Here is a 23,527-nt window from a genome sequence, read left to right as displayed (position 1 = left end):
GCGGCCGGTGCCGTCGCCGGTGGCCCTCCCCGCCCGGGAGGGCCACCGGTCCGCGCTCAGAGGCTGTACTCCTTCACCACGCGGCGGACCTGCGCGAAGAGCATGCCCACGTTGACCGACTTGCGGCAGACGACCACGGCGACCACGTCCTGCTGGTCGCTCATGCGGATGAACAGATGGGTGAGGTTGTCGCTGTTGACCAGGATCTCCTGGAAGAAGTGCGCGTCGGACTCGATGCCCCGGCGCTCCTTGAAGACGTCCTCGATCATCTGGACCGTGCGCCCCTGGAACAGGTCGAGCGTCGCGCCCGCGAGCAGGTCCAGGACCTCCGGCGGATGGTTGTCGACGGTCTCGTAGCTCAGCAGCATCCCGGTCGACATGTCGACCGCCCCGGAGGCGAGGCAGTCGGGGGCGTCGGTGCGCAGTGACTTGACCAGGCCCATGATCTGGTCGGAGAACCCCGGCGTCATTCGCTTGGTGGCCATGTCGTCATACCCCTTCGGTCGCGGTGTCGTTCACGGCTCCGACGAGCGCGTCGGGTGCGGTGGGAGTTCCGGTGAGCGGGCCGGGATCGGCCGGGGACCCGGCGAGCGGGTCGGGGCCGGCCCCGGTGAGGATCGCTCCGATGCGGCCGAGGGCCGGACGCGCCTGCTCGTGGAGCCGTTCGAGGTCGATGCCCTCGTCACCGAGGACGATCATCAGCGCGGTGTCGCCGACCGCGTAGAAGGCCGCGAGGCCCTGGCTGCCGTAGGTCACGGTCTGGCGGAACGCGCCCCGGCCGGTCACCGCGGTCGCGCGGCGCGCGATGCCGAGGCCCGCGGCGGCGATCGCGGCGAGGCTCTCCGGGTCGATGATGTCGGCGGTGTCGGCCGCGATGAGCATTCCGTCGGCGGCCGCCACCGCCGTATCGGTGATTCCGGGCACCCGTTCCCGGAGTTCCCTCATTTCCCTGGCCAGTTCCTCGTGATTCATGTATTGAACTCCCTGGTGGTTGTGCGCATTCGATCGATGGCAGGTATTCGGTTTCACGTACCGGAGTCCGGGGTCCAGATCCGGTGCCGCAGACGGAGGAATCCTTTCCAGCTCGCCCCGGCCCTTTCGGGGGCGAGGCTTTCGGTGATTCCGCTCGCTCCGGGTTCACGGCGCGGCAGCGACGGGGCGTTGGCTCCGGGCTCCCTGCGGGGCAGGGCGGGAGCGGTGTCCTCGGACCGCGGCAGGGGGTCCGGCCGGGGCTCCGGCGGCGGGGACTCCCCGGCGGCCACCGCGGAGGACAAGGCGGAGGACAGGGCGGAGAACACCTCGGGGTCCAGGGAGGGCGGGGCGCCGGCCGGCCGCTGCCGGAGCGCTCCGGTCGGCAGGTCCCGTACGGTGACGCGGGGTGCGGAGCCGGACTCCTCCGGCAGTTCCAGCAGCCCCTCGCCGAGCATGCGGGCCATCCCCACCGTGACGGTGTAGGCGCCGAGACCGGTCGCGAAGGCGATGTCACGGGCGGTCCGACGGCCGTCGGCGTGGGCCAGCAACTCCTTCTGCGGCGGCGGGAGCCGCTCGCGTATCTCGTCCGGAACCGCCGCGGGAACAGGGCGTTCCCGGTCCGGGCGTACGGGCCGGGGCAGAGCGGCGACGGCCGCGAGCTTCCTCGCCGCGTCCTGGAGCAGGCGCCCGGGGTTCTCCCCGAGGGCGACCGGGGCGTACGGCTCGAAGGCGGCGTCGAGCGGGTCGCACGCCTCCACGTCACCGGCCACGACGGCGAAGGCCGCGTCCTGCATCGCCATCATGCAGACGACCCGGAGCTGTGCGGCCCCCGCGTAACCGTGCGCGATCAGCCCGGCCTCGGGCCACCGGGTGCCGCCGGCCTCGCGGAGCAGTTCGGCCCACTGCTCGCCGCTGACCCGGCCGGAGCGCAGCAGCCGCGCCTCCGCGCCCGGGGCGCCGGGGCTCTCGACGGCGACGACGCAGCCGTCACGGAGATGGAAGACTCCCCCGGGTTTTCCGGACACCCGCAGTTTTCCCGTCGCCCGTGTGCTCCGGCATTCGCCGAGCGCGCGCGACAGCAGGTCGTATCCGACCCTGCCAAGGGAATCCCGAACGCCCGACATCACTCCCCTTGGAACTTCCGGCACTTCGCACAGACGCCTGACGAGTCACCCTGAGGAGGTATGTGTATCAGCCGGGGCGGAGACCCCAGCGAGAGTCGCGCTACCTGACGGAAGTTGAAATATCCCGGCAGCCGTCGGACTTTATCGGTCCTCGAATGACCGACTATGCACGGCGGTTCAGGCTTCCGCGTCCAACACCCGTACGGGCAGGGGACGCAGTGCCTCGCGCAGCGCCTCCGCCAGTTCCCGGTACTCCGTGCTCCGCGCGGCGCCGGACCGCATCGCGAGCGCGATCCGCCGGGTGGGCGCCGGATCGGCGAAGTACCCGGTGAGGAGCTGGTTGCTGCGGGTCGTCTCCACCTTGACGGCGGTGCGGGGCAGCAGGGTCACCCCGAGACCGCCGGCGACCAGTTGGACGAGGGTCGACAGGCCCGCGGCGGTGGTGGTCACGGGGGCGTCCGCGCGCCCGGCCTCCCGGCAGATGTCCAGGGCCTGGTCGCGCAGGCAGTGGCCCTCGTCGAGCAGCAGCAGGCGCAGCTCCCGCAGGGCCGCGCGCGAAATGCCCTCCCGGCCGCCGAGCCGGTGGCCGAGCGGGGTCACCAGCACGAAGTCCTCGTCGAACAGCGGGAGTTCGACGACACCGGGCACACCGAGGGGGACCGCGAGCAGCAGCAGGTCGAGCCGGCCGACCACGAGCCCCTCCAGCAGGCTGGCCGTCTGCTCCTCGTGCACCTGGAGGTCGAGGTCGGGGTAGCGGTCGTGGACGAGACGCAGGACGGTCGGCAGGAGGTAGGGGGCGACGGTGGGAATAACACCGAGGCGCAGCGCCCCGGTGAACGGCGCGCGCACGGCCTCCGCCTCCTCCATCAGCGCGCCGACCTCGTCCAGCACGGCCCTGGCGCGTACGGCGAGACGCTCACCGGCGGGCGACAGGAGCACTTTGCGGGTCGTACGCTCCAGCAGGGTCACCCCGAGGATCTCCTCCAGGGCGGAGACGGCGCCGGACAGCGCGGGCTGGCTCATGCCGATCGCGGCGGCCGCGTCACGGAAGTGCAGGTGTTCGGCCACGGCGGTGAAGGCGCGCAGCTGCGCGAGGCTGGGGCTGCGGCGCGCGCCGCTCTTGCCGCCGGCCCTTCCGGTGGGGCTCGCCATGGCCTCGTCTCTCGTTCCGGGCCGGTTCACCGACTGCCACTGATAGCCGTACTCGATCAACGCGACCAAGTGTAGCTATTTCACGGATCAATACCGCCTGTGCCACGATCTAGGTCGTCCATCCCCCGGGGAAATGCCCTCAAAAAGGGCTATCCCCAGTTGCTAGGAGAGTTCGTGCTCACTGTCGGTGACAAGTTCCCCGCGTTCGACCTGACCGCCTGCGTCTCGCTGGAGAAGGGCCAGGAGTTCCAGCAGATCGACCACAAGACCTACGAGGGCAAGTGGAAGATCGTCTTCGCGTGGCCCAAGGACTTCACCTTCGTGTGCCCGACCGAGATCGCGGCCTTCGGCAAGCTGAACGACGAGTTCGCCGACCGTGACGCGCAGGTCCTCGGCTTCTCCGGCGACTCCGAGTTCGTGCACCACGCCTGGCGCAAGGACCACGACGACCTGCGTGACCTGCCCTTCCCGATGATGGCCGACTCGAAGCACGAGCTCATGCGTGACCTCGGCATCGAGGGCGAGGACGGCTTCGCCAAGCGCGCCGTCTTCATCGTCGACCAGAACAACGAGATCCAGTTCTCCATGGTGACCGCTGGCTCCGTCGGCCGTAACCCCAAGGAGGTCCTGCGGGTCCTGGACGCCCTCCAGACGGACGAGCTCTGCCCGTGCAACTGGACCAAGGGCGAGAGCACCCTCGACCCGGTCGCCCTGCTGGCCGGTGAGTGACCTTCCATGGCTCTCGACGAACTGAAGTCCGCCATACCGGACTACGCCAAGGACCTGCGCCTGAACCTCGGTTCGGTGATCGGCAACAGCGACCTCCCGCAGCAGCAGCTGTGGGGGACGGTGCTGGCCTGCGCCATCGCCTCGCGTTCCCCGCGCGTGCTGCGTGAGCTGGAGCCCGAGGCGAAGGCACAGCTCTCGCCGGAGGCGTACACCGCCGCGAAGTCGGCCGCCGCGATCATGGCGATGAACAACGTCTTCTACCGGACCCGGCACCTCCTGTCGGACCCGGAGTACGCGACGATGCGCGCCGGTCTGCGGATGAACGTCATCGGCAACCCGGGTGTGGAGAAGGTCGACTTCGAGCTGTGGTCGCTCGCCGTCTCCGCGATCAACGGCTGCGGCCAGTGCCTCGACTCCCACGAGCAGGTGCTCCGCAAGGCGGGCGTCGACCGGGAGACGATCCAGGAGGCGGTCAAGATCGCCGCCGTGCTCCAGGCCGTCGGCGCCACGCTGGACGCCGAGGCGGTCCTCGCCGAGTAGTCCTCGCGCACCCCGGGCGGCCCGAGACCGGCCCGGACGCACAGGGCCCCGCTCACCTCACGGTGGGCGGGGCCCTGTGCGTCGTCCGGAGGCCGCTACGGCCTACGACGCCCGCTCGGGAGCCGGGGACGCGTCCATCGCGGTGGCGCCGCGGGGCTCCGGGGCGTGGCGCGGATCCGCTTCGCCCGCGTACGAACGCAGGTACACGACCACCGTGTTGGTCACCGCGACCAGCGGGACCGCGACGACCGCCCCGCCGATGCCGGCGACCATGCCGCCCGCGGCGACCGAGAGGACCACCGCGAGGGGGTGGACACGGACCGCGCGGCCCAGGATGAAGGGCTGCAGGATGTGGCCCTCGATCTGCTGGACGGCGAGGACCACGACGAGGGTCATCACGGCGGTGAAGACGCCCTGGGTCACCAGCGCGACCACCACCGCCAGCGCCCCGGAGATCACCGCGCCCACCAGCGGGATGAACGCCCCGAGGAAGATGAAGACGGCCAGCGGGACGGCCATGGGCACCTTGAGGAAGTAGATGCCCAAACCGATGAAGATCGCGTCGATCAGCGCGACGATCACCGTGCCGCGGACGTAGGCGGTGAGCGTGCGCCACGCGCGCGGGCCCGCGCCCGCGACCCCGGTCCGGGCGGCGGCCGGGACGAGCTTGAGCGACCACTCCCAGATCCGCTTGCCGTCGTAGAGCAGGAAGAGGGTCGAGAACATCGTGAGCAGGATGCCCGTGAGGGCCTCCACGATCACCGTCACGCCCTGCAGACCCGCCGACGTGATCTGGTCCGTGTTCGCGCCGATCGCCTCGCGCAGGTTCTTCGCGATCTCGTTGATCTGCTTGTCGGTCACGTGGAACGGCCCCTTGAGGAGCCACTTGCGCAGCTCGTCGATGCCGTCCTGGATCTGGTTGGAGAGGTTGTCGACGTTCTCCTGGACCTGCCAGACCACGAACCAGCCGACCAGCCCCATGATGACGAAGCCGAGGATCGCGGTGAGCGCGGTGGCGAGCCCGCGCGGCACCCGGTGACGCGTCAGCCGGGCCACCGTGGGCTGCAGCAGCGCGGTGATGAGCAGCGCGGCCACGAAGGCCAGCACGACGAGCTGCACGGCGCTGATGACCCGCATCAGCACCCAGACGGTGCCCGCGAGGACGAGCAGCCGCCAGCCCGCCTCGGCGGCGACGCGCACTCCCCACGGCACGGCGAGGGCGGGGTCGGGACGGTGATGGGCCGGCGCGTACGCGTGCGCCGCGGCCCGCTCCTCGGACGGGCGCTGGATCGGGAGCGCGGAGGCCTCGGCGTCCGCCACCGTGTCGTGGGGGGTTCCGGAGGGCCCGGGAGCCTCCGGGCGGGTGCCGGACGCATCGAGGGGGGCGCGCCCGTCGGGGCCGTCCCCGTCGTCGAGGGAGCGCTGCGACTCCAACTCGACCTCGGCACGGCGTTCGTCCAGCTTCTCGCCGAGTTCGGTGAGTCCGGCGCCGATCCGGCCGAGCCATCCTGGTACACGCGACATGATGCGTCCTTTTCCCCCGCTGCTCCCCACCACTCCCCCCTGGAGTCGTCGGGTCCGACCGTACATGGCCGAAGCCCCTCCCCCTAGGACGGGGAGGGGCTTCGCAGGGTTGAGCCGCCGGTGTACGGCGTGGAACTCAGTACCAGTGGTTGGCCTGCCAGAACGACCATGCCTCACAGGGGCTGCCGTACCGGCCGTTCATGTAGTTGAGGCCCCACTTGATCTGCGTGGCCGGGTTCGTCTGCCAGTCGGAGCCGGCGGACGCGTACTTGCCCGCGGGCAGGGCCTGGAAGAGGCCATAGGCACCCGAGGAGGCGTTGACGGCGTGGTAGTTCCAGCTGGACTCGTGGTTCACGATGTTGCTGAAGCACTGGAACTGACCGCTCGGCACCATCTGGGCCGCCATCGCCTGGATCTGGGCGACGGTGTACGAGGACTGGACCGAGAAGCTGGAGGCGTCCCGCGTCGCGGAGCGGCTGGCCGCCTTCTCGGCTGCCTCGCGCTCCTTGGCGTCCTTCTCCGCCTGCGCCGCCTTCTCCGCGGCCTTCTGCTTCGCCACGGCGTCGTCGGCGGCCTGCTTGCGGGCGGCTGCCTCCGCGTCCTTCTTGGCGCTCGCGTCGGCGGCGATGGCCTGGGCATCGGCCTGCTGCGTCAGGGACGCGGTCTGCACCTGGGCCTGCTGGCCCGCAGGTATGTCAGCGAGGAGAGTCGAGTCGCTCGCCGTCGCCTCGGCATCGTTCGAGGGCTGGGCGACGCTGCCCGAGGCAACTCCGACCACGCTTCCGACAGCGGTGACCGCGGTGGCCGAAGCCACTGCGAATCCCCGGACCGAAATCCGGCTCACACGGTTTCCTTCCAGCATCGCCCGTTTAGGTGACCCTCGCGGACGCAATCGTGCCCCTCGGCGCTGGCCTCCCAACTGCGGGGTCACGGGGAAGCACGGGCCCGGTGGGCAACTCCCGCCGGGGGAGCGCCACGTGGTGCGCGGGCGGCATACGACGGCTCTATGGAGTTCTGAGGTTCCGGTGTTGCCGTACCGCTGGGGATACAGCTGTGTCGTATGCGGGGCCTGACAGGAGTGAGACTCTAGCCGTAACCCGGCTCCGCAAGGCAATTTCGTGTCGCGTGTGAAAGCTCACACCCCGTTTGCCGTAGTCGTTTCGAGGAAATCCCAGCGCAGCAAGGCGCCGCCCGGCTAGGCTCTTTCGCCTTGCCGGACGGCGCCAACCAGCGTGTATGCACCACCCTTTGACCAGGTGGGGACAGCTCGGATCAGATCTGCCCGTCCTCCAGCATTTCGGTCACGAGTGCCGCGATCTGGGACCTCTCGGAACGATTCAGCGTGACGTGCGCGAAGAGCGGATGGCCCTTCAACTTCTCGACGACGGCGACCACTCCGTCGTACCGCCCGACGCGCAGATTGTCCCTTTGTGCCACGTCATGGGTCAGAACGACCCTCGAATTGGCACCGATACGGGACAGAACGGTCAACAGGACGTTCCGTTCCAGGGACTGGGCCTCGTCCACGATCACGAACGCGTCGTGGAGCGAGCGGCCGCGGATGTGCGTGAGCGGCAGGACCTCCAGCATGCCGCGCGCGGTGACCTCCTCGATGACCTCGCGGCTGGTGACCGCGGACAGCGTGTCGAAGACCGCCTGGGCCCAGGGGCTCATCTTCTCGGACTCGGAGCCGGGCAGATAGCCGAGCTCCTGCCCGCCCACCGCGTACAGCGGCCGGAAGACCATCACCTTCTGGTGCTGGCGGCGTTCGAGGACGGCCTCCAGGCCCGCGCAGAGCGCGAGCGCGGACTTGCCGGTGCCGGCCCGGCCGCCCATCGACACGATCCCGACGTCCGGGTCGAGCAGCAGGTCGAGCGCGATGCGCTGCTCCGCGCTGCGGCCCTTGATGCCGAACGCCTCACGATCGCCGCGCACGAGCCGGACGTTGCCGTCGGCGGTGACACGGCCGAGGGCCTTGCCGCGCTCCGACTGGATCGTCAGCCCCGTGTGCACGGGCAGGTGGGCCGCTTCGGGCACATGGACGTGCCCCTCCTCGAAGAGGATGTCCACCTGTTCGCCCGCCAGGTTCAGTTCGGACATTCCGGTCCAGCCGGAGGAGCCCGTGATGGCGAGCTCCGCGCGGTACTCCTCGGCGAGGAGACCCACGGAGGACGCCTTGATCCTGAGCGGCAGGTCCTTCGAGACGACGGTGACGTCGTATCCCTCGGCCTGCAGGTTGCGGGCGACCGCGAGGATGCGGGAGTCGTTGTCCCCCAGGCGGTACCCGCTGGGCAGGACGCTGGGGTCCGAGTGGTTGAGCTCGACGCGTACCGTCCCGCCGAGGTCCCCGACGGGGATCGGGGAGTCGAGGCGGCCGTACCGGACCCGGAACTCGTCGAGCAGGCGCAGTGCCTGCCGGGCGAAGTAGCCGAGTTCGGGATGGTGCCGCTTGGCCTCCAGTTCCGTGACCACGACGATCGGGAGCACTACCTCGTGCTCGTCGAAGCGGCTCACGGCATTCGGGTCGGCCAGCAGGACGCTGGTGTCGAGAACATAGGTGCGCCGGTCTGGCTTGCGGCGCTTTGTGCTGGTCACCACGGAAGGACGTACCCCCTCGGATGAGGTCGGGGAGCGACGAAGGAGAGCTGGACCGGTTTCCGGCTCCGATGCACGGGCCGAAAACCGGCCCTCCGCTTCGTCCGTGCTGACCGCACGGTCGGGCTGGTGCAAAGGGCCTCCCGGGCGGGCGGCCCCGTGCCGCCCGCTGAGATACGACACCCGTGGTTCGGGCGTCGACCTGCAAGGCTTATGCCCTTCAACGAGCCAAGCCATGCCAGGGCATATGACGGCGCGTTCGTTAACTCCCGGTGACGGGTGTCCCCGCCGGGTACCCCGGACGGCCCGGGCTACCCCTTTATTCAGCCTCCGTAACGACGGTGTCGCGCCGCGTAGTCGCGCAGGGCGCGCAGGAAGTCGACCTTGCGGAAGGCCGGCCAGAAGACCTCGCAGAAGTAGTACTCGGAGTGAGCGGTCTGCCAGAGCATGAATCCGGACAGCCGCTGTTCACCGCTGGTGCGGATCACCAGGTCGGGGTCGGGCTGGTCACCGGTGTAGAGGTGCTTGCCGATGAGGTCGACGTCGACGCGGTCCGCGAGGTCCTCCATCGAGGTCCCCTTGTCGGCCGCGTCGAGGATCATCGAACGCACGGCGTCGGCGATCTCCTGGCGTCCGCCGTAGCCGATGGCGACGTTGACGACTATCCCCTCGACGTGCGCGGTGGCCTCCTCGGCCTCCTTGAGGGCGGACTGCATCGGGGAGGGCAGGATGTCCCGCGTCCCGACGTGGTGCACCCGCCAACGGCCGTCGGCGGCCAGGGTGCGGACGACGCCCTCGATGATGCCGAGGAGCGGACCGAGCTCCTCCTGCGGGCGGTCGAAGTTGTCGGTGGAAAGCAGCCACAGGGTGACGACCTCGACATCGGTCTCGGAGCACCAGCCGAGGAACTCCTCGATCTTGTCTGCTCCGGCCCGATGGCCCTGGGCGGTGGTGGAGCCGGCGGCCTTCGCCCAGCGGCGGTTGCCGTCCATGATGACCCCGATGTGCTTGGGCACCTGGTCGTGGTCGAGGTGGCCTTCCACCCTGCGTGCATAGAACCTGACCAGCAGACGGCGCAGGTTGTCGCGCAAGGTCACGTGTTGTCAGCCCCTCCGTGCGGATCGCGGACCGGACAGCCGCGCCCGAGCACAGCCCCTGTCCGTATGACGGTCCCCCGGGGCGAAGCCTACCCCCGCGAAACGCGAGGCTCCCGAGGGGCCCGTGCACCCTGGCATAGGTTCGTCCTCATGAACGACCCCACTCCGTACCGGGCCGCAACGGAACGGTACGACTCGATGGAATACCGGCGTACCGGTCACAGCGGCCTCAAGCTGCCCGCGATCTCGCTCGGCCTGTGGCACAACTTCGGCGACGACCGCTCGCTGGACTCCCAGCGCGCGATCCTGCGCCGCGCCTTCGACCTCGGCGTCACCCACTTCGACCTCGCCAACAACTACGGGCCGCCGCCCGGCTCGGCGGAACTCAACTTCGGCAAGCTGCTGGAGCAGGATTTCGCCTCCTACCGTGACGAACTGGTCATCTCGACCAAGGCGGGCTACGACATGTGGCCCGGCCCGTACGGCGAGTGGGGCAGCCGCAAGTACCTGCTGTCCTCCCTGGACCAGTCGCTGAAGCGGATGGGCCTGGACCACGTCGACATCTTCTACTCGCACCGCTTCGACCCGGACACCCCGCTGGAGGAGACGATGGGCGCGCTCGCGTCCGCCGTCCAGCAGGGCAAGGCGCTGTACGTCGGCGTCTCCTCCTACAGCGGCGAGCAGACGGCGGAGGCGGCCCGGATCCTCACCGGCATGGGCGTCCGTCCGCTCATCCACCAGCCTTCGTACTCGATGCTCAACCGCTGGACGGAGGACGACGGCCTGCTCGACACGCTGGAGGCGGCCGGCATGGGCTGCATCTCCTTCGCGCCGCTCGCGCAGGGGCTGCTGACGGGCAAGTACCTCCAGGGCGTCCCGGAGGGCTCGCGCGCCACCCAGGGCAAGTCGCTGGACCCCGGCCTGCTGAGCGACGAGGTCGTGCGCCGTCTGAACGGGCTGAACGGCATCGCGGCCCGGCGCGGCCAGTCGCTCGCCCAGCTCGCGCTCAGCTGGGTACTGCGCGACCAGCGGATGACCTCCGCCCTCATCGGCGCGTCCAGCGTGCGGCAGCTGGAGGAGAACCTGGAGGCGCTGTCGGGCCCGGAGCTCACGGACGAGGAGCTGCAGGAGATCGACACGTTCGCGGTGTCGACGCCGGGCACGAACATCTGGGCCCAGCGGCGCTGAGTCACCGAGATCCCCGCCGTACGGGGCGGCCCGCCCGAGGGGCGCACGGGGGCGCCCGCCGGACGGACCGTCCCGGGCACGAAAAACGGGCCGGTCCGTGGGGGGGAGACGGACCGGCCCGAGGGGGGGTTTCCACCATAACCCTTCGTAAGTGATGCTGCGTGCATCCGCGTGCCACAACTACTCTCCGGAGTCGTCCGGCGACACCATGACGCGCATGGAACCATCGATTCCGGGTGTGATCATGGCCGAATCATGGCTGATTCAAAGGGAATCGCCAGGGATCAGCAGAGATCCAATGGGTCCGCACCCCGTCTCGGGATGTGGCGCCGGCTTGTCCACGCGTACTCCGGGCGAGTGATCCGCGTGGCGCCCTCCCGCTTGACCCCACCGCTAATTTCGCACCCATGACCACGTTCACGACGGAGGAGACGTCCGAGCCGGTACCCCTGGAGCTCGCCACCACGGCACGCGCCCGGCGGCGGGGACTGCTCGGGCGCCCGGGCATCGAGGGCGCGCTGCTGCTGACACCGGCGAACTCGGTGCACACGCTGGGGATGCGGTTCGCGATCGACGTCGCCTATCTGGACCGGTCGTCGCGGGTCCTGGCGGTGCGCACGATGCGTCCGGGCCGGCTGGGGCTGCCGCGGCCGCGGGCCCGGCAGGTCCTGGAGGCGGAGGCCGGGGCGATGGAACGGTGGGGCGTGCGGCGCGGCGCGCGGATCACGGTCCAGCACACCTGACGTCACGTCACGGAGCAAGGCGGCACCGCGCAGCCCCCTCCTCTGCGCGGTGCCACACGCGCAGCTTTGCTGACGCGAATTACCTTGGTCTGAACTTACGTGAGCCGAACATTCCTGGCGACAGCCGTCGGATAACGATGTGGACACCCCACGCGGATCCTCCGCACACGGCACGCCCCGGCCACCGCCCCCGCGTCCGCCATCCAGACAGACATCTCACGCCGAGCATCCCCCATCGGGAGATTTTCGGTCAATCTGTTCGGGCGGGCGTGGATCATGGCCTGGAGGGCTGGGGGCGGGCGGCCGAGGGCGGGAGTCGGGGGTCGGGGGTGAGGCCGAGGGATGGGGGTCGGGGCCTTCGGGTGCCGGCGATCCGGCGATCCGGCGATCCGGCGATCCGGTGGAACCAGAGGTCTAGGGAAGCAGCGGGCGCACCTGCTCGGCCGCGAAGCGGACGAATCCCTCGGGGTCCGGCTCGTCGGCGGTGGGCTGGAGGACCACCGTGTCGGCTCCGGCCTCCACCAGGCGCTGGACGGCCTTGGCGACGGCACCCGCGTCGCCCGCGACCCCGAGGTCCGAGGTGGCGCTCCCGCCGTCGGCCTCGATCTCGGCACGCAGCCGGGCCGCGGCGCCGGACCCGGTGGCCGCGTGCAGATAGACGACCACCCGGTGACGCTCCTCGGTCCGGCCGGCCGCCAGCCGTCCCTCGTCGATGAGCCGCCGGGCCCGCCGCACCCCGTCGACGGTGGTCGAGGCGGTGAGGACCGTGCCGTCGGCGGCCTCTCCGGCGAGGCGGAGCGTACGGGGCCCGGTGGCGCCGGTGAGGACCTCGGGCGCCTCGGCGGGCGGCCAGTCGAGGGCGACGCCGTCGAGTCTCACGTACCGCCCCTCGGTGGTCACGCGCTCACCGCGCAGCAGCGCGCGCAGGGCGTCGAGATGCTCACGCAGCAAGGTCATGGGCGACTCGGCCCGCGCCCCGACCTGGCCCATCCAGTCCTGGACGCCGTGGCCGACCGCGACGGCGGCCCGCCCCGGGAACAGCCGGTGCAGGGTGGCGGCCTCCATCGCGGTGACGGCGACGTTCCGCAGCGGGACGGGCAGCAGCCCGACGCCCACCCGCAGGCGTTCGGTCCAGGCGAGCGCCGCCGCGGCGGAGGAGATGCCCCCTTCGAGGAAGCAGTCCTCCCACAGCCACAGCTCCTCGAGACCCGCCTCCTCCGCCTCGCGCGCCAGGGCGCGCAGTCGCTCGGGGGGCAGTTGGGGCCGGAAGACAACACCGAGTGAGGTCATGCCGCCTTCCTACCCAGGCCGTCCGCCGGGGACAACCGCTTTACGCGCCCCCGGCACCGGATGTGTCGCGCTCGTAGCGCAGGAGGGCGACGCCGTTGCCGAAGGTCCGCGACTCGACGAGACGCAGGTCGGTCGGGGCCTCGGCCTCGGGGAACAGCGGTTTGCCGGCCCCGATGAGGACGGGGTGCACGTACAGCCTGATCTCGTCGACGAGGCCCATCCTCAGGAACTCCGCGGCGAGATCGGCGCCGCCGAGCGCGAGGTCGCCGCCCTCCTGCGCCTTCAGCGCCATGATCTCCTCGGGCACGACCTCCCGTACGACCGTGGTGTGCCCGGTGCCGCGCTCCAGCGTCCGCGAGAACACCACCTTGGGGATGTTCCGCCAGATCCCGGCGAACTCGACCTCCTCCGGGCTCGCGTCCGGGTCCTTGTCGGCCGTCGGCCAGTAGGAGGCCATCAGCTCGTAGGTCACCCGTCCGGACATCAGCGCGCCGAAGCCCCTGATCAGGTTGTTGAAGTGCTGGTGGAGCTCGGCGTCGACCCGGTGCCAGTCGATCTCGCGGTTCGGGCCCTCGATGAATCCGTCGAGGGACACCGACATCATCAACACGATCTTCCTCATGGCGGACTCCATCGACCTCGTGCGCGACCCGTTCGTCGGGGGAATGCTGCCAGGAGGCCGGGCCCGGGAGAAGGTGACGCGCTCGTCAGGCGTTGTTCCCGTCGGCGGCGCCCCTCGGGAAGGTCACCTCCACCCGGCGGTTCTTGCGGCGGCCCTGTTCCGAGGTGTTGTCGGCGATCGGATAGTCCTCGCTGTAGCCCCGCACCTCGAAGGTGATGCCCGACTCCGCGGAGCCGAGCGCGGCGGCCAGCCGGTCGTGCACCTGCTCCGCGCGTTTCTTGGAGAGGGTCAGGCCGTGCGCGTACGAGCCGAGGTTGTCGGTGAATCCGAAGACGCGGACGGTCGTGGCGTGCTGGGCCTTGATCTCGTCCGCGATCGCCTGGATACGGGACTGGGAGTCCGGGTTGAGCTTCGAGCTGTCCTTGGGGAAGAGGACCTCCGCCTGGAGCGCGAACGAGACGTCCGAGTTGGTGTCCTCCCTGCGCTCCTCACCGCCGAGGTCCTCCACGACCGACTTGATGTCCAGCACCTTGGCGGGCGCCAGGGTCGCGCCGTCGGCGAGCTTGAGCCCGGGACTGTTGGCGTCGACGTCGGGGGGCGGGGAGGTGGTGACGCTGCCGGGCGGGGCACTCGGGTCGTCACCGTCGGCATGGGCGGGCCCCGGGAGACCGAGGGTGATCAGCACGGCGAGGGCCGTGAACGTGGTCGCGGTTGCGCGGCGAGTTGCGGGGGCGCGGGGTGGGAGGGCCATGGGTCAGCCCTCGGAGAGAGTGATGGAGGTGGGGGGCAGGGAGCCAACTTGGAAGTTGACCGAGTCCGTACCGTCCGGCGGGGCCGGGAACTGTGCGAACCAGGCTGCCGAGTCGCCCGGCCTGAGCCGCGAGAACTTCGTGCAGAGGCAGCGTCCCGATGTGTCACGGAGGACGAGGTACTTCTTCTTCCCCTTTTCGTCGACGAGGCTCGCGCCCGACAGAGAGCCGCCGTTGCTCGCCAACTCGGTCTCGTTGCTCTGCCAGTCGGCTCCCAGCCACGAGCCGCTGCCGCCATTCGTCACTTGACCTGACACCGTCACGAAGCCACCTTGGTCGCGCTCGGCGGAAGTGATGGTGACGGTGATGTCACCGTCCTTCGCCGTCGCCAGCACTCTGTCCGCGGAAGCGGTCGGCGACTGCTTGCTCCCGCCGTCGTCCTTGCCCGGGCTGGAAGCAGGGGCGGAGGAACTGTCCTTTGCCTTGGTGTCGTCACCGCTCCCCCCACAGCCAGCCACCATGAAAAGCAGCCCAGTCGTGATCGTCACCGCGGCCATGGCCCTGCGGCCCTTCATGGTGTGCCGGAGATCCATCGGTACGGCTTCCTCTCACTCGGCCAGATGCACAGAGAACAGCACGGACGCGTCGGGAAGGTCGTCCGAATTGAAATGTTCGGGATCGATGTCCACACTGTGCCCGGCACAGTCCAACTCCACGGACTTCTTGGGATCCGCATCTGCGGCGAAGGTGCAGCGCGGCTCGATGATCGCCGTCGCGTGCGCCTCGGCGTGGCGGTTCTCCGTGCCCGGGAGGATGGAAGCTCCGACCGTGTAACGGGTCTGGATCGCCACGCGATAGCCGGGAAATCCGTTCACGACGGTGGGTTGGGGTCCGCTCGTCACCGTCGAGTCGTTCTCGCCGGCCAGCCGGCCGGCGGCGGCGGATGCCCCCGCGCCGTGGAACTTGTCGGCGAACTTGTCGCCGTCGAGCCAGTCCAGCCAGTGGTCGTCCGTGCCGACGGCTCCCGTCAGCCCTGCTATGAGCTCGTCGCGGGAGTCCTGTGCGGCCGCCAACGCAGCAGCGTCCGCCGCGGATTGAGCTCCATTGCGGGCGGACGCTGCTTGGGCGAAGACGAAGAAGACGAAAGCGGCGAAGAGCAGAATCCCCGTCAGCCAGATGTAGATCGGGAGAGTCTGCCCTTGATCGCCGCAGAGGAGTGGTGAGGTCAGCCGCCGCCGACCACCCGGTCCACTGCGTCGCCGATCGCCCCGGAGATCGTGCCGTCGAGACCCAACTGGTCGATCAACGTGAAGATCCCCGCGATGATGATCATCAGGCCCGCGTACTCCACGAAGCCCGCCCCCGTGTCCCGGTGGGCGCCCCGCGTCCGGGAGATCACCTTTCGGGTCCATGCCGTGAACCTGTTCATCAGGACTGCCCTCCCTGCCGACGCAACCAACGACCCGAGCACCGTACGTGAGAAGTCGCCTACGGCGAGTGGGCCCAGGGGCCCAACTTCGCCGGTGGGGAGCGCGGGGCGGAGTCATCGGCTCCACCCCTCGTGCGCCGTGCCCAGCCAGTGGGCGATCGCCTCGCTGCGCGAGGAACTGTGCAGCTTCGCGAAGATGCGATTGATGTGGTTCTTGACGGTCTTCTCCGTGATGAAGCAGGTGGCGGCGATCTGACGGTTGTTCATGCCCGCCGCGATGAGGTCCATCACCTCCACCTCCCTCGCACTCAAGCCGAACTCGGACTGATGGGCGGCATGACGGTGAAGTCCCCCCACCGGCAAGGGCCGAGCCCTCGAAGACTGTGCCACAGCAGATTGCAGATGCGAAGAGAATGAGAGCGGTTGGTACGAACCTCCGAGTGAATCCGGGACAGTCGGGCGTCCCCGGCGCATCTCCCGTACGGAGGCGATCAGTTCGGCCGCCGTGAACTCGCCATGGACGAGGTAGCCGGAGGCGCCCTTGCGCAGGGCTTCCGCCACGACCTCGGGTTCGCTGCTGTACGTCAGCATCATCACGGGGGCGATCGCGCACAGCCCGGGCAGTGCGGTGAGGCCGTCCGTGCCGGGCATCCGGACGTCGAGGAGGACCACGTCCGGGGTGAGGAGGGCGGCGCGGTCCAGGGCCTCCGCGCCGTCCCGCGCCGTCGCGACGACCGCGATGTCGGGGTGCGCGTCCAGCAGCGCGGTCAGGCCGGCCCGTACGACCGGGTTGTCGTCGGCCACGAGGACGCGCAGGGACGGGCCGGGAAGTGCCTGGTCAGGCATGTGCGGCCTCCTCTTGGGAAGTGGGGGGAGCGGGAAGGGCGACCGACGGGAGCGGGAGGGCCAGCCGGACCTCGGTGCCCCCTTCGCGGGGCCGGTCCAGCGTGACGAGGCCGCCGACGCACGCGGCCCGCTCCGTCATGCCGAGCAGGCCGAAATGGCCGGATCTCGTCCAGGCGGCCAGCGCGGCGGGGGTCGTCGGCACCGGCAGGCCCACTCCGTCGTCGCGGACGAGAAGGGAGAACTCGTTTGCCGAAACGTCGAGTTCGACCGTCACCGTGCTCGCGCCCGCGTGGCGGTGGGCGTTCTCCAGGGCCTCGGAGACGATCGCGAGGACGTGGTGGGCGGCGGTGCTGGGCAGGACCGGACGCGCGCCCCGGTGCCGTACGACCGGAGCGATGCCGGTGCGGGCCTCGAAGTCGGCCGTCATGGAGCCGAGTTCGGGGAGGAGGTCGATGTCCGGCTCGGTCAGGTCGGTGTGCCGCCTCAGGTCCGTCAGGAGGGTGCGGGACTCGGTGGCGGCCAGGCGTGCGGCGGCCGCCACGACCGTCGCCTGGCGTTTGAGTTCCCCCGGGTCCGCGCCGTCCGCGGAGGCGGCCAGGGCGTCCGCGGCCAGCGCGAGGCCGTACAGCGTCTTGGCGACGGAGTCGTGCATCTCGCGTGCCAGCCGGGCCCGTTCGGATTCCACGGCCTCCGCGACGGCGAGTCTGCTGGTCGCCTCGGCCAGGGCCTGCCCCGCCGTGCCGAAGCGGAACAGCAGATTGCGCAGGGTGACTCCAATGATGCCCGCGCCGACGCAGAAGCCCGCGATGAGCAGGGTGTTGGAGCCCGCTCCCGGCCGGTGTTCCCAGGCCCTGAACACCATGAGCAGCACGGTGAGCTGGAACCCGGTGAAGACGCCCGCGCCGCGCCAGCCGTACAGCAGGCCCGACAGGAGCGGGGTGCAGACCGTGGCGTAGGCGAGCGGGGAGGCGGGGGACGCGGTCAGGAGCAGGACCGCGCCGAAGGTGAGGTCCAGGCCCATCAGGGTCGGGTGGGCGAGCAGGCGGGGTCCGAAGCGGTCCCAGTCCCGGAGCATGGCGTAGGAGCCCATGACGCCGAGGACGGCCGCGGCGAGGACCGCGTAGCGCGGGAGGCCGCCCGTGGCGTTCGTCATCGCGAAGGGCGCGCCGACCGCGATGGCCGCGAGGCGGACGGCGAAGGCCTGGCGGCACAGCGCCTGCAGGGCGTTGAGCTGGAGGCGGATGCCGCCGGGTGCGGGGGCGTCGTCCGCGAGGTAGCCGGTGCCCCGTTCGCGGCCGCGTGCGAACGACAGGGACCGGTGCGCCCGGCTTCGCACGAGCCGGAGGGTCCGGCGCAGTTGCTCGCGGACCGCGTGACCCCGGGCCCTCGTGAGGCTCTTCATCAGCGCCCCAGGATCGAGCCGAAGTCGGTGCCCGAGCCCAGGAACATGCCGGTCGCGATGAGGATCATCGTCGCCGGGAGCATGAACACCAGGGTGACCATCGTGGCCTTGGGAATGGTCTTGGCGGCGCGGCGGCGGGCGTTCTGGGCGTCCGTGCGGCGCATGTCGGTGGCCAGCTGGATGAGGGTCTCGGCGATCGGGGAGCCGAGTTCCTCGCCCTGCTGGAGCGCCGAGACGAACTGGGCCACCTGCTCGGAGGAGTTGCGCCTGCGGAGTTCGTCGAAGGCCTGGCGGCGGCTGACGCCCATGTCCATCTGGCGCAGGGTGATGCGCAGTTCGTCCGCCCAGGGTCCCTCGTACTTCTCCGAGACGCGGTCCAGGGCCTGGCGGAAGCCGAGGCCCGCGGAGACGACGACCGCGAGGACGTCGAGGAAGTCGGGCAGGGTGCGGTCGATGATCTCCTTGCGTTCCCGGACGGCCTGCCAGATGAGGGCGTCGGCGGCGACCAGCCCGAAGGCCAGGGTGAGCACGGCGAAGAGGAGCTGCCCGTTGGAGAGGAAGACCAGGCCGAGGACGACGCCGAAGACGCCGTAGACCGCGCGGCGGGCCGCGTAGCGGTTCAGGGTCAGACCGCCGGGGTTGCCCGCCATGTCGATGCGTCGGCGTTTGGCGTCCACGCGCCGGGGGCCCATCAGACGCAGGACGGTCGGCGCGAAGCGCATGCCGAGGCGGTCGACGGCCGAGTCCGCCGCCGAGACACGGGTGCCGCCGACCTCCAGGGCGAGCTGGAGGTCGCTGGGCAGTTTGACCTCGGAGCGGATCATCCGGACGCCCAGGAGGACGCCCGCGACGGCCGCCCCCATCAGGACGGCGAGCAGCAGCGGAAGCACGGTGACCCCTCCCTCACACTTCGATCTTGCCGAGCCGGCGGATGACGAAGAAGCCCACGGTGTAGAGGCCGAGGGAGAGCAGGACGAGGCCCTGGCCGAGCGCGGAGCCGGTGACGCGGGCGAGCGCTCCCTCGTTCGAGGAGTTGATCATCACCAGCGAGCCGATGCCGAGGAAGGGGACCGTGAAGGCGGTCGCGTTGACCTCGGAGAGCATGGTGCGGACCTCGCGGCGGGTCTCCTTGCGGTCCTCCAGGGTCTGGGTGAGGTTGCGCAGGGAGCTGACGACGGAGCCGCCCGCCTTGTTGGCCAGGACGAGGGTGGTGACGAGGACGATCAGCTCGCGGGAGGGAAGACGTTCGGAGAGTTCCCCGAGGGCGTCGTCGATCGTGCGGCCCAGCATCAACTGGTCGGCCACATGCGCCAGTTCCTCGCCGGCCGGGGCCTCCAGCTCCTCCGCGGCCATGGCGAGCGCCGTGCGCAGGGCGAGGCCGGCCGCCGTCGCGTTCGCCAGCAGGCGTGCCACGTCAGGGAGTTGGTTGATGAACGCCTCGATGCGTTTCTGGCGCTGCCAGTTGAGGAAGACGGCCGCGCTCCAGACGCCGAGGAGGGCGGCGATCGGGCCGAAGAAGGGGGCCAGGGTGGCCGCGGCGATCAGCCACAGGGCGACGACCACGGCGGTCACGTAGGTGAAGAACTCGCCCGCCGTGAGGTCGAGCCCCGTGGCCGTCAGGCGCAGGTGGATCGTGCGGCCGAGGCGGGTGCGGCGCAGCCTGCGGTCGACGCCCGTGAAGCGGCGTGTCCTGCCGTCCGCCGTGTGCGCGAGGCCACCGCCGGAGAGGCGGTCGAGGAGCTCCCGTCGCTGGGCGCGGCCCGAGGCGTAGGTGTGCACGCCCGCGACGGCGAGCGTGCCGCCGAGGATCGTCCCGCCGAGGGCGAGGAGGGCGGGGTCGTTCACGGCTGCCTCCCTTCGGAGGTGGGGGTCGCGGAGGTGGACGGCACGGGTGTCATCCGATCGCCTGCCTCGTGTCGAGTACGTCGATGGCCTCGGCGACGCCGAAGGCGGGCGGCAGCGGCTCGTTGGCGACGTACAGCTTCTCCGCGACCGGGCGCGGGAGCGGAAGGTGCTCGAAGTGGCCCCGCACGACGCGGTCGGGGCCGACCGGGCGGGGCACGAAGCGGGTGACGGGGGTGACGCGGAACTGTTCGCGGCCGTGCGAGACGAGCAGCGCGACCTCCGTGACCTTGCGGGAGCCGTCTGCGTGCCGGGAGAGCTGGACGACGACGTCGACGGCGGAGTTGATCTGGTCCTTGAGCGCCTCGAAGGGGATCTGGACCTCGGACATCGAGCCGAGGGTCTGCAGGCGCATGAGGGCGTCCTCGGCGGAGTTGGCGTGGACGGTGGCGAGCGAGCCGTCGTGGCCGGTCGACATGGCCTGGAGCATGTCGAGGGTCTCGCCGCCGCGGACCTCGCCGACGATGATGCGGTCGGGGCGCATGCGCAGGGAGTTGCGGACCAGGTCGCGGATGGTGATCTGGCCCTTGCCCTCCACGTTCGGGGGGCGTGATTCGAGGCGGATGACGTGCTCCTGCTGGAGCTGGAGCTCGGCGGAGTCCTCGATGGTGATGATGCGCTCGTGCGCGGGGATCAGGCCGGAGAGCGCGTTGAGCAGGGTGGTCTTGCCGCTGCCGGTGCCGCCGCTGACGATGACGTTGAAGCGGGCCCGGACGAAGGCGGCGAGCAGCATGAGCGTCTGCTCGTCGAGGGAGCCGAGGCCGATGAGCTCCGGGAGCGTGTAGGCGCGGGGGAAGCGGCGGATCGTGAGGGTGGGGCCGGTCAGGGCGAGCGGCGGGATGATGACGTTGACGCGCTCGCCGGTGGGCAGGCGGGCGTCGACCATGGGGTTGGACTCGTCGACGCGGCGGTTGACCGTCGAGACGATGCGTTCGATGGTCTGCATGAGCTGCTCGTTGGAGGCGAAGCGCAGCGGCAGCTGTTCGACGCGGCCGGACCGCTCGACGAAGATCGAGTCCGGGCCGTTGACCATGATCTCGGTGATGGAGGCATCGGCGAGGAGCGGTTCGAGGACACCGAGTCCGAGCGCCTCGTCGACGACCCGGCGGATCAGCTGGGAGCGCTCGGCGGTGGAGAGGACCGGGCCCTCGCGGCTGATGATGTGGCCGAGGACGCGTTCGAGGCGGACCCGGCGTTCGGCCGCGGCCAGGCTCGACATCTCGGCGAGGTCGATCTCCTCCAGGAGTTTGGCGCGGTAGACGGCGACGAGGTGTCCGTCCTCACGGGCGGGTCCGCCCTCGTCGGGGGTGGCGATGCGGGAACGCAGGCTCATGGTGTCGGCTCCTCCCGGTCAGTCGTCGGTGGGCATGGTGGCGTGGCGGGTGACGTCGTAGCCGCCGAAGAGGGGGATGACGCCGGGGACGTGGACCTGGACCGTCGCGGTGGTGGTCTCGGCCCCCTTTTCCGGTGTGACCCGCGGGTCGAGCCACCCGCTCACGGCGGCACGGCCCGCGGCCACCCCTGCCGCGGGACCGCCCTGTTGCGAGGCTGCTCGTGCGGCGGCCCGTGCCCCGGAGCCGGCCTGGTTGACGCCGTACCCGATGAGTCCGAGCTGGATGGCCGCCATCCCGACGATCAGCAGGATCGGCAGGAACCCGACGAACTCCAGGATGGAGACGCCCCGGTCGTCGCGGAGCCTGCTCGCGGGTGCGGGTGCGGGCGCGGACGTGGGTGCGGGCGCGGACGTGGGTGCGGGCGCGGACGTGGGTGCGGGCGCGGACGTGGGTGCGGGCGCGGACGTGGGTGCGTCGTGGGTCGGGGACGTGCCGGTACATCCGTCCGTCGCCGCTGGATCAGACGTCGGTGTGGTGTGAAGCGTCGGCCGATCCGAACGTGAGCGACGGACATGTGATGTACCGGCACGTCCCCTTCCGCCGGATGCCGTCCGCGGGTGCGTCCTCATCCGTCGCCCCCCTCCAGCGCCGCGCCCGCCTTGCCCTTCACGTGGAAGCCCGCGTCGAAGCCCGGGAAGAACAGGGGGACGTCGACGTCGACGGTGGCCGTCATGACCTGGCCGTCGGCGCCGCAGGCGATGCCGGCGTCCTTCCAGGAGCCCGGCAGGTGCTTGCTCCCGGCGGTGGCGCAGGCGCCCGCGACGTCGCCGTGGACCGCGTAGGCCGCGGTGGCGGCCCGCGCGGCCTCGTCCGCCGCGTTCCCGGCCAGCGAGTACGAGTAGCCGTACAGCACGCACTGCCACAGGATCGTCATGACGACCAGCAGCAGCGGGAACATCCCGGCGAACTCGAGGGTGACCGCTCCCCGGTCGGCGTTCCGGCCGCGCAGCGAGAGCGCGCCCCGGTCCGACGCGGACGCCTTGCGGCGCCTGCCGCCGCCCCCGCCCTCCTGGGGGACCACGAGACCCAGGTCGCCGGCGAGCGCCCACAGTGCCTGCTTGACGGTCGAGCGGGCGTCCAGGTCCTGCAGCCGCCCCGCGTCGACGACCGACTGGAGTTCCTTGAAGGCGGCGGGGACCGTGGAACGGGCGACCTTGGTGCCGGTGACGCGTTCGACGAGGGACGGCTGGATCTCCGTACCGCGGGCGAAGCGGTTCACGACCGTGGTGGTTTCCTCCGCCTTGCGGATCTGGAGGCGGTCCCACATGCGGACCATGCGTTTGGCGGCGCGTACGGCGATGACGTCGGGGGTGACGAGCAGCAGGGCCCGGTCGGCCATCTCGACGGCCGCGGCGGTGGCCGAGTTCATCTGGGAGCCGCAGTCGACGACCACGACGTCGTGGCGGGAGCGCAGCGCGCCGAGGATCTGGCGGGCCACCCGGTCGGTGACCTCCTCGCCGCGTTCGCCCTCGGAGGGGGCCAGCAGCAGGGCGATGCCGCTGTCGTGGGTGTAGACGGCGTCCTGGAGGACGCGCGGGTTGATGTCGGTGATGGCGGCGAGGTCGGCCACCGACCGGCGGAACTGCACGTCGAGGTACGAGGCCACGTCCCCGGACTGCAGGTCCAGGTCGAGCAGTGCCACGCTGCGGCCGGAGGCCTTCGCGGCGAGGGCGAGCTGGACCGCCGTGACGGTCGCGCCGACGCCGCCCTTCGCGCCGGTCACGGTGACGACGGTGCCGCCGGGGCCCGTGTACAGCTCGGGCGCGCCGCTGTGCAGATGGCGGCGCATTCCGGCGGACCAGGCGGCGGCGGCCTGGACGCGTTCGGCGAGGGCGTCGTAGCCGAGGGGGAGGCCGACGATGCCGCGGGCGCCGGAGTCCATGGCGGCGGTGAGGACGCCGGTGCTGGTGTCGGCGGTGATGAGGACGACACCGACCGCGGGGAAGCGCATCACCAGGTCGCGGATCAGGTCCAACGCCGGTACCGGGCCGATGCGTTCGTGGACGAGGACCACTTCGGGGAGCTCGTCGAGGGACTCGGCGGCGAGGCGCGCGAGGGTGTCGAGGAGTGCGGTCGAGTCGGGTACGGGCGGGGCGGGTTCGGTGTCGGCGAGCTGGCTCAGCAGGGTGGTGAGCGCGCGGGCCGAGTCGATGTCGCCGACGGCGGGAAGGATACGGATGGTCATCGGCGAAGCTCCTCGCTCGCGTACCGCGCGCCGGTCCCCGTGCC

The 23,527-nt window shown here is 70.7% G+C and carries 25 protein-coding genes and 1 pseudogene; 5 read left to right on the top strand and 21 right to left on the bottom strand.

The window, feature by feature from the left end:
* Positions 1–56 precede the first annotated feature (56 nt).
* The 4 genes and pseudogenes from ACICHK_RS25540 to ACICHK_RS25525 form a co-directional block, all read right to left on the bottom strand.
* A complete protein-coding gene (locus ACICHK_RS25540; protein WP_151469917.1) occupies positions 57–485 on the bottom strand; it encodes a hypothetical protein in 429 nt (142 codons plus the stop codon).
* A 124-nt stretch (positions 486–609) separates the two neighbouring features.
* Positions 610–972: pseudogene (locus ACICHK_RS25535) on the bottom strand (roadblock/LC7 domain-containing protein); the annotation flags it as partial.
* A gap of 53 nt (positions 973–1,025) precedes the next feature.
* On the bottom strand, positions 1,026–1,997 hold the full coding sequence (locus ACICHK_RS25530; RefSeq protein ID WP_406838712.1) for a MarR family transcriptional regulator: 972 nt from the start codon (positions 1,995–1,997) through the stop codon (positions 1,026–1,028).
* A 276-nt stretch (positions 1,998–2,273) separates the two neighbouring features.
* Positions 2,274–3,248, bottom strand: coding sequence for a LysR substrate-binding domain-containing protein (locus ACICHK_RS25525; RefSeq protein ID WP_406841321.1), 975 nt, complete (start codon positions 3,246–3,248; stop codon positions 2,274–2,276).
* A 174-nt stretch (positions 3,249–3,422) separates the two neighbouring features.
* On the opposite strand from ACICHK_RS25525, the gene ACICHK_RS25520 reads away from it, so the two are divergent.
* Both ACICHK_RS25520 and ACICHK_RS25515 read left to right on the top strand, forming a co-directional pair.
* On the top strand, positions 3,423–3,977 hold the full coding sequence (locus ACICHK_RS25520; RefSeq protein ID WP_103553788.1) for a peroxiredoxin: 555 nt from the start codon (positions 3,423–3,425) through the stop codon (positions 3,975–3,977).
* A gap of 6 nt (positions 3,978–3,983) precedes the next feature.
* A complete protein-coding gene (locus ACICHK_RS25515; protein ID WP_103553789.1) occupies positions 3,984–4,517 on the top strand; it encodes an alkyl hydroperoxide reductase in 534 nt (177 codons plus the stop codon).
* Positions 4,518–4,619: 102 nt separating this feature from the next.
* On the opposite strand, the gene ACICHK_RS25510 is transcribed toward ACICHK_RS25515, so the two are convergent.
* The 4 genes from ACICHK_RS25510 to ACICHK_RS25495 form a co-directional block, all read right to left on the bottom strand.
* The gene (locus ACICHK_RS25510) at positions 4,620–6,041 is read right to left on the bottom strand and encodes an AI-2E family transporter (RefSeq protein ID WP_406838711.1); all 1,422 of its coding nucleotides are present in this window, start codon (positions 6,039–6,041) and stop codon (positions 4,620–4,622) included.
* Positions 6,042–6,177: 136 nt separating this feature from the next.
* On the bottom strand, positions 6,178–6,885 hold the full coding sequence (locus tag ACICHK_RS25505; RefSeq protein ID WP_406838710.1) for a lytic transglycosylase domain-containing protein: 708 nt from the start codon (positions 6,883–6,885) through the stop codon (positions 6,178–6,180).
* Between the two features lie 428 nt (positions 6,886–7,313).
* Positions 7,314–8,639, bottom strand: a complete 1,326-nt coding sequence (locus ACICHK_RS25500) for a PhoH family protein (RefSeq protein WP_151469921.1) — start codon at positions 8,637–8,639, stop codon at positions 7,314–7,316.
* A 320-nt stretch (positions 8,640–8,959) separates the two neighbouring features.
* The gene (locus ACICHK_RS25495) at positions 8,960–9,733 is read right to left on the bottom strand and encodes an isoprenyl transferase (protein ID WP_151469922.1); all 774 of its coding nucleotides are present in this window, start codon (positions 9,731–9,733) and stop codon (positions 8,960–8,962) included.
* Between the two features lie 150 nt (positions 9,734–9,883).
* On the opposite strand from ACICHK_RS25495, the gene mgrA reads away from it, so the two are divergent.
* Positions 9,884–10,921: an L-glyceraldehyde 3-phosphate reductase gene (mgrA, locus tag ACICHK_RS25490; protein ID WP_406838709.1), complete on the top strand. Its 1,038-nt coding sequence runs from the start codon at positions 9,884–9,886 to the stop codon at positions 10,919–10,921.
* Positions 10,922–11,328: 407 nt separating this feature from the next.
* Positions 11,329–11,664: a DUF192 domain-containing protein gene (locus ACICHK_RS25485; RefSeq protein ID WP_406838708.1), complete on the top strand. Its 336-nt coding sequence runs from the start codon at positions 11,329–11,331 to the stop codon at positions 11,662–11,664.
* Between the two features lie 414 nt (positions 11,665–12,078).
* On the opposite strand, the gene ACICHK_RS25480 is transcribed toward ACICHK_RS25485, so the two are convergent.
* From ACICHK_RS25480 to ACICHK_RS25425, 12 genes are all read right to left on the bottom strand, one after another.
* Positions 12,079–12,954, bottom strand: coding sequence for an LLM class flavin-dependent oxidoreductase (locus tag ACICHK_RS25480; protein WP_406838707.1), 876 nt, complete (start codon positions 12,952–12,954; stop codon positions 12,079–12,081).
* A gap of 40 nt (positions 12,955–12,994) precedes the next feature.
* Positions 12,995–13,576 carry a dihydrofolate reductase family protein gene (locus tag ACICHK_RS25475; RefSeq protein WP_406838706.1) on the bottom strand — a complete coding sequence of 194 codons (582 nt, stop codon included), beginning with the start codon at positions 13,574–13,576 and terminating at the stop codon, positions 12,995–12,997.
* An 85-nt stretch (positions 13,577–13,661) separates the two neighbouring features.
* Complete coding sequence (locus tag ACICHK_RS25470) at positions 13,662–14,327, bottom strand: OmpA family protein (RefSeq protein ID WP_406838705.1); 666 nt, start codon at positions 14,325–14,327, stop codon at positions 13,662–13,664.
* Positions 14,328–14,330: 3 nt separating this feature from the next.
* Complete coding sequence (locus tag ACICHK_RS25465) at positions 14,331–14,918, bottom strand: hypothetical protein (protein ID WP_406838704.1); 588 nt, start codon at positions 14,916–14,918, stop codon at positions 14,331–14,333.
* Between the two features lie 15 nt (positions 14,919–14,933).
* Positions 14,934–15,485: a pilus assembly protein TadG-related protein gene (locus ACICHK_RS25460; RefSeq protein ID WP_406841320.1), complete on the bottom strand. Its 552-nt coding sequence runs from the start codon at positions 15,483–15,485 to the stop codon at positions 14,934–14,936.
* Positions 15,486–15,550: 65 nt separating this feature from the next.
* On the bottom strand, positions 15,551–15,754 hold the full coding sequence (locus ACICHK_RS25455; RefSeq protein ID WP_406838703.1) for a hypothetical protein: 204 nt from the start codon (positions 15,752–15,754) through the stop codon (positions 15,551–15,553).
* A 114-nt stretch (positions 15,755–15,868) separates the two neighbouring features.
* The gene (locus tag ACICHK_RS25450) at positions 15,869–16,600 is read right to left on the bottom strand and encodes a response regulator (protein ID WP_406838702.1); all 732 of its coding nucleotides are present in this window, start codon (positions 16,598–16,600) and stop codon (positions 15,869–15,871) included.
* The gene (locus ACICHK_RS25445) at positions 16,593–18,002 is read right to left on the bottom strand and encodes a sensor histidine kinase (protein ID WP_406838701.1); all 1,410 of its coding nucleotides are present in this window, start codon (positions 18,000–18,002) and stop codon (positions 16,593–16,595) included. The genes ACICHK_RS25450 and ACICHK_RS25445 overlap by 8 nt, the downstream gene beginning before the upstream one ends.
* On the bottom strand, positions 18,002–18,892 hold the full coding sequence (locus ACICHK_RS25440) for a DUF5936 domain-containing protein (protein ID WP_406838700.1): 891 nt from the start codon (positions 18,890–18,892) through the stop codon (positions 18,002–18,004). Before ACICHK_RS25440 ends, ACICHK_RS25445 begins: the two co-directional genes overlap by 1 nt.
* Before the next feature lie 13 nt (positions 18,893–18,905).
* A complete protein-coding gene (locus ACICHK_RS25435; protein WP_151469931.1) occupies positions 18,906–19,847 on the bottom strand; it encodes a type II secretion system F family protein in 942 nt (313 codons plus the stop codon).
* A 49-nt stretch (positions 19,848–19,896) separates the two neighbouring features.
* Positions 19,897–21,237 (bottom strand): CpaF family protein, encoded by a 1,341-nt coding sequence (locus ACICHK_RS25430; RefSeq protein ID WP_151469932.1) that lies wholly within the window; start codon positions 21,235–21,237, stop codon positions 19,897–19,899.
* Between the two features lie 18 nt (positions 21,238–21,255).
* Positions 21,256–21,531, bottom strand: coding sequence for a hypothetical protein (locus ACICHK_RS25425; RefSeq protein ID WP_406838699.1), 276 nt, complete (start codon positions 21,529–21,531; stop codon positions 21,256–21,258).
* On the opposite strand from ACICHK_RS25425, the gene ACICHK_RS25420 reads away from it, so the two are divergent.
* Positions 21,521–21,778 carry a hypothetical protein gene (locus ACICHK_RS25420; protein ID WP_406838698.1) on the top strand — a complete coding sequence of 86 codons (258 nt, stop codon included), beginning with the start codon at positions 21,521–21,523 and terminating at the stop codon, positions 21,776–21,778. The genes ACICHK_RS25425 and ACICHK_RS25420 overlap by 11 nt on opposite strands.
* A gap of 85 nt (positions 21,779–21,863) precedes the next feature.
* On the opposite strand, the gene ACICHK_RS25415 is transcribed toward ACICHK_RS25420, so the two are convergent.
* The gene (locus tag ACICHK_RS25415) at positions 21,864–23,483 is read right to left on the bottom strand and encodes a CpaE family protein (RefSeq protein ID WP_406838697.1); all 1,620 of its coding nucleotides are present in this window, start codon (positions 23,481–23,483) and stop codon (positions 21,864–21,866) included.
* Between the last annotated feature and the right edge of the window lie 44 nt (positions 23,484–23,527).

It is taken from the genome of Streptomyces sp. AHU1 (assembly GCF_045343905.1).
Lineage (GTDB): Bacteria > Actinomycetota > Actinomycetes > Streptomycetales > Streptomycetaceae > Streptomyces > Streptomyces triticiradicis.
Note: the sequence above shows the minus strand (reverse complement) of the source record. Positions and strands in the feature narration are given on the sequence as shown.

Bases quoted from the DNA above. Each gene is read 5' to 3' on its own strand.
- ACICHK_RS25420 (WP_406838698.1), top strand. From the start codon at position 21,521: ATGGCCGCCATCCCGACGATCAGCAGGATCGGCAGGAACCCGACGAAC.
- ACICHK_RS25540 (WP_151469917.1), bottom strand. From the start codon at position 485: ATGGCCACCAAGCGAATGACGCCGGGGTTCTCCGACCAGATCATGGGC.
- ACICHK_RS25425 (WP_406838699.1), bottom strand. From the start codon at position 21,531: ATGGCGGCCATCCAGCTCGGACTCATCGGGTACGGCGTCAACCAGGCC.
- ACICHK_RS25510 (WP_406838711.1), bottom strand. From the start codon at position 6,041: ATGTCGCGTGTACCAGGATGGCTCGGCCGGATCGGCGCCGGACTCACC.
- ACICHK_RS25470 (WP_406838705.1), bottom strand. From the start codon at position 14,327: ATGGCCCTCCCACCCCGCGCCCCCGCAACTCGCCGCGCAACCGCGACC.
- ACICHK_RS25415 (WP_406838697.1), bottom strand. From the start codon at position 23,483: ATGACCATCCGTATCCTTCCCGCCGTCGGCGACATCGACTCGGCCCGC.
- ACICHK_RS25445 (WP_406838701.1), bottom strand. From the start codon at position 18,002: ATGAAGAGCCTCACGAGGGCCCGGGGTCACGCGGTCCGCGAGCAACTG.
- ACICHK_RS25455 (WP_406838703.1), bottom strand. From the start codon at position 15,754: ATGAACAGGTTCACGGCATGGACCCGAAAGGTGATCTCCCGGACGCGG.
- ACICHK_RS25480 (WP_406838707.1), bottom strand. From the start codon at position 12,954: ATGACCTCACTCGGTGTTGTCTTCCGGCCCCAACTGCCCCCCGAGCGA.
- ACICHK_RS25515 (WP_103553789.1), top strand. From the start codon at position 3,984: ATGGCTCTCGACGAACTGAAGTCCGCCATACCGGACTACGCCAAGGAC.
- ACICHK_RS25465 (WP_406838704.1), bottom strand. From the start codon at position 14,918: ATGGATCTCCGGCACACCATGAAGGGCCGCAGGGCCATGGCCGCGGTG.
- mgrA (WP_406838709.1), top strand. From the start codon at position 9,884: ATGAACGACCCCACTCCGTACCGGGCCGCAACGGAACGGTACGACTCG.
- ACICHK_RS25430 (WP_151469932.1), bottom strand. From the start codon at position 21,237: ATGAGCCTGCGTTCCCGCATCGCCACCCCCGACGAGGGCGGACCCGCC.
- ACICHK_RS25475 (WP_406838706.1), bottom strand. From the start codon at position 13,576: ATGAGGAAGATCGTGTTGATGATGTCGGTGTCCCTCGACGGATTCATC.
- ACICHK_RS25525 (WP_406841321.1), bottom strand. From the start codon at position 3,248: ATGGCGAGCCCCACCGGAAGGGCCGGCGGCAAGAGCGGCGCGCGCCGC.
- ACICHK_RS25485 (WP_406838708.1), top strand. From the start codon at position 11,329: ATGACCACGTTCACGACGGAGGAGACGTCCGAGCCGGTACCCCTGGAG.
- ACICHK_RS25450 (WP_406838702.1), bottom strand. From the start codon at position 16,600: ATGCCTGACCAGGCACTTCCCGGCCCGTCCCTGCGCGTCCTCGTGGCC.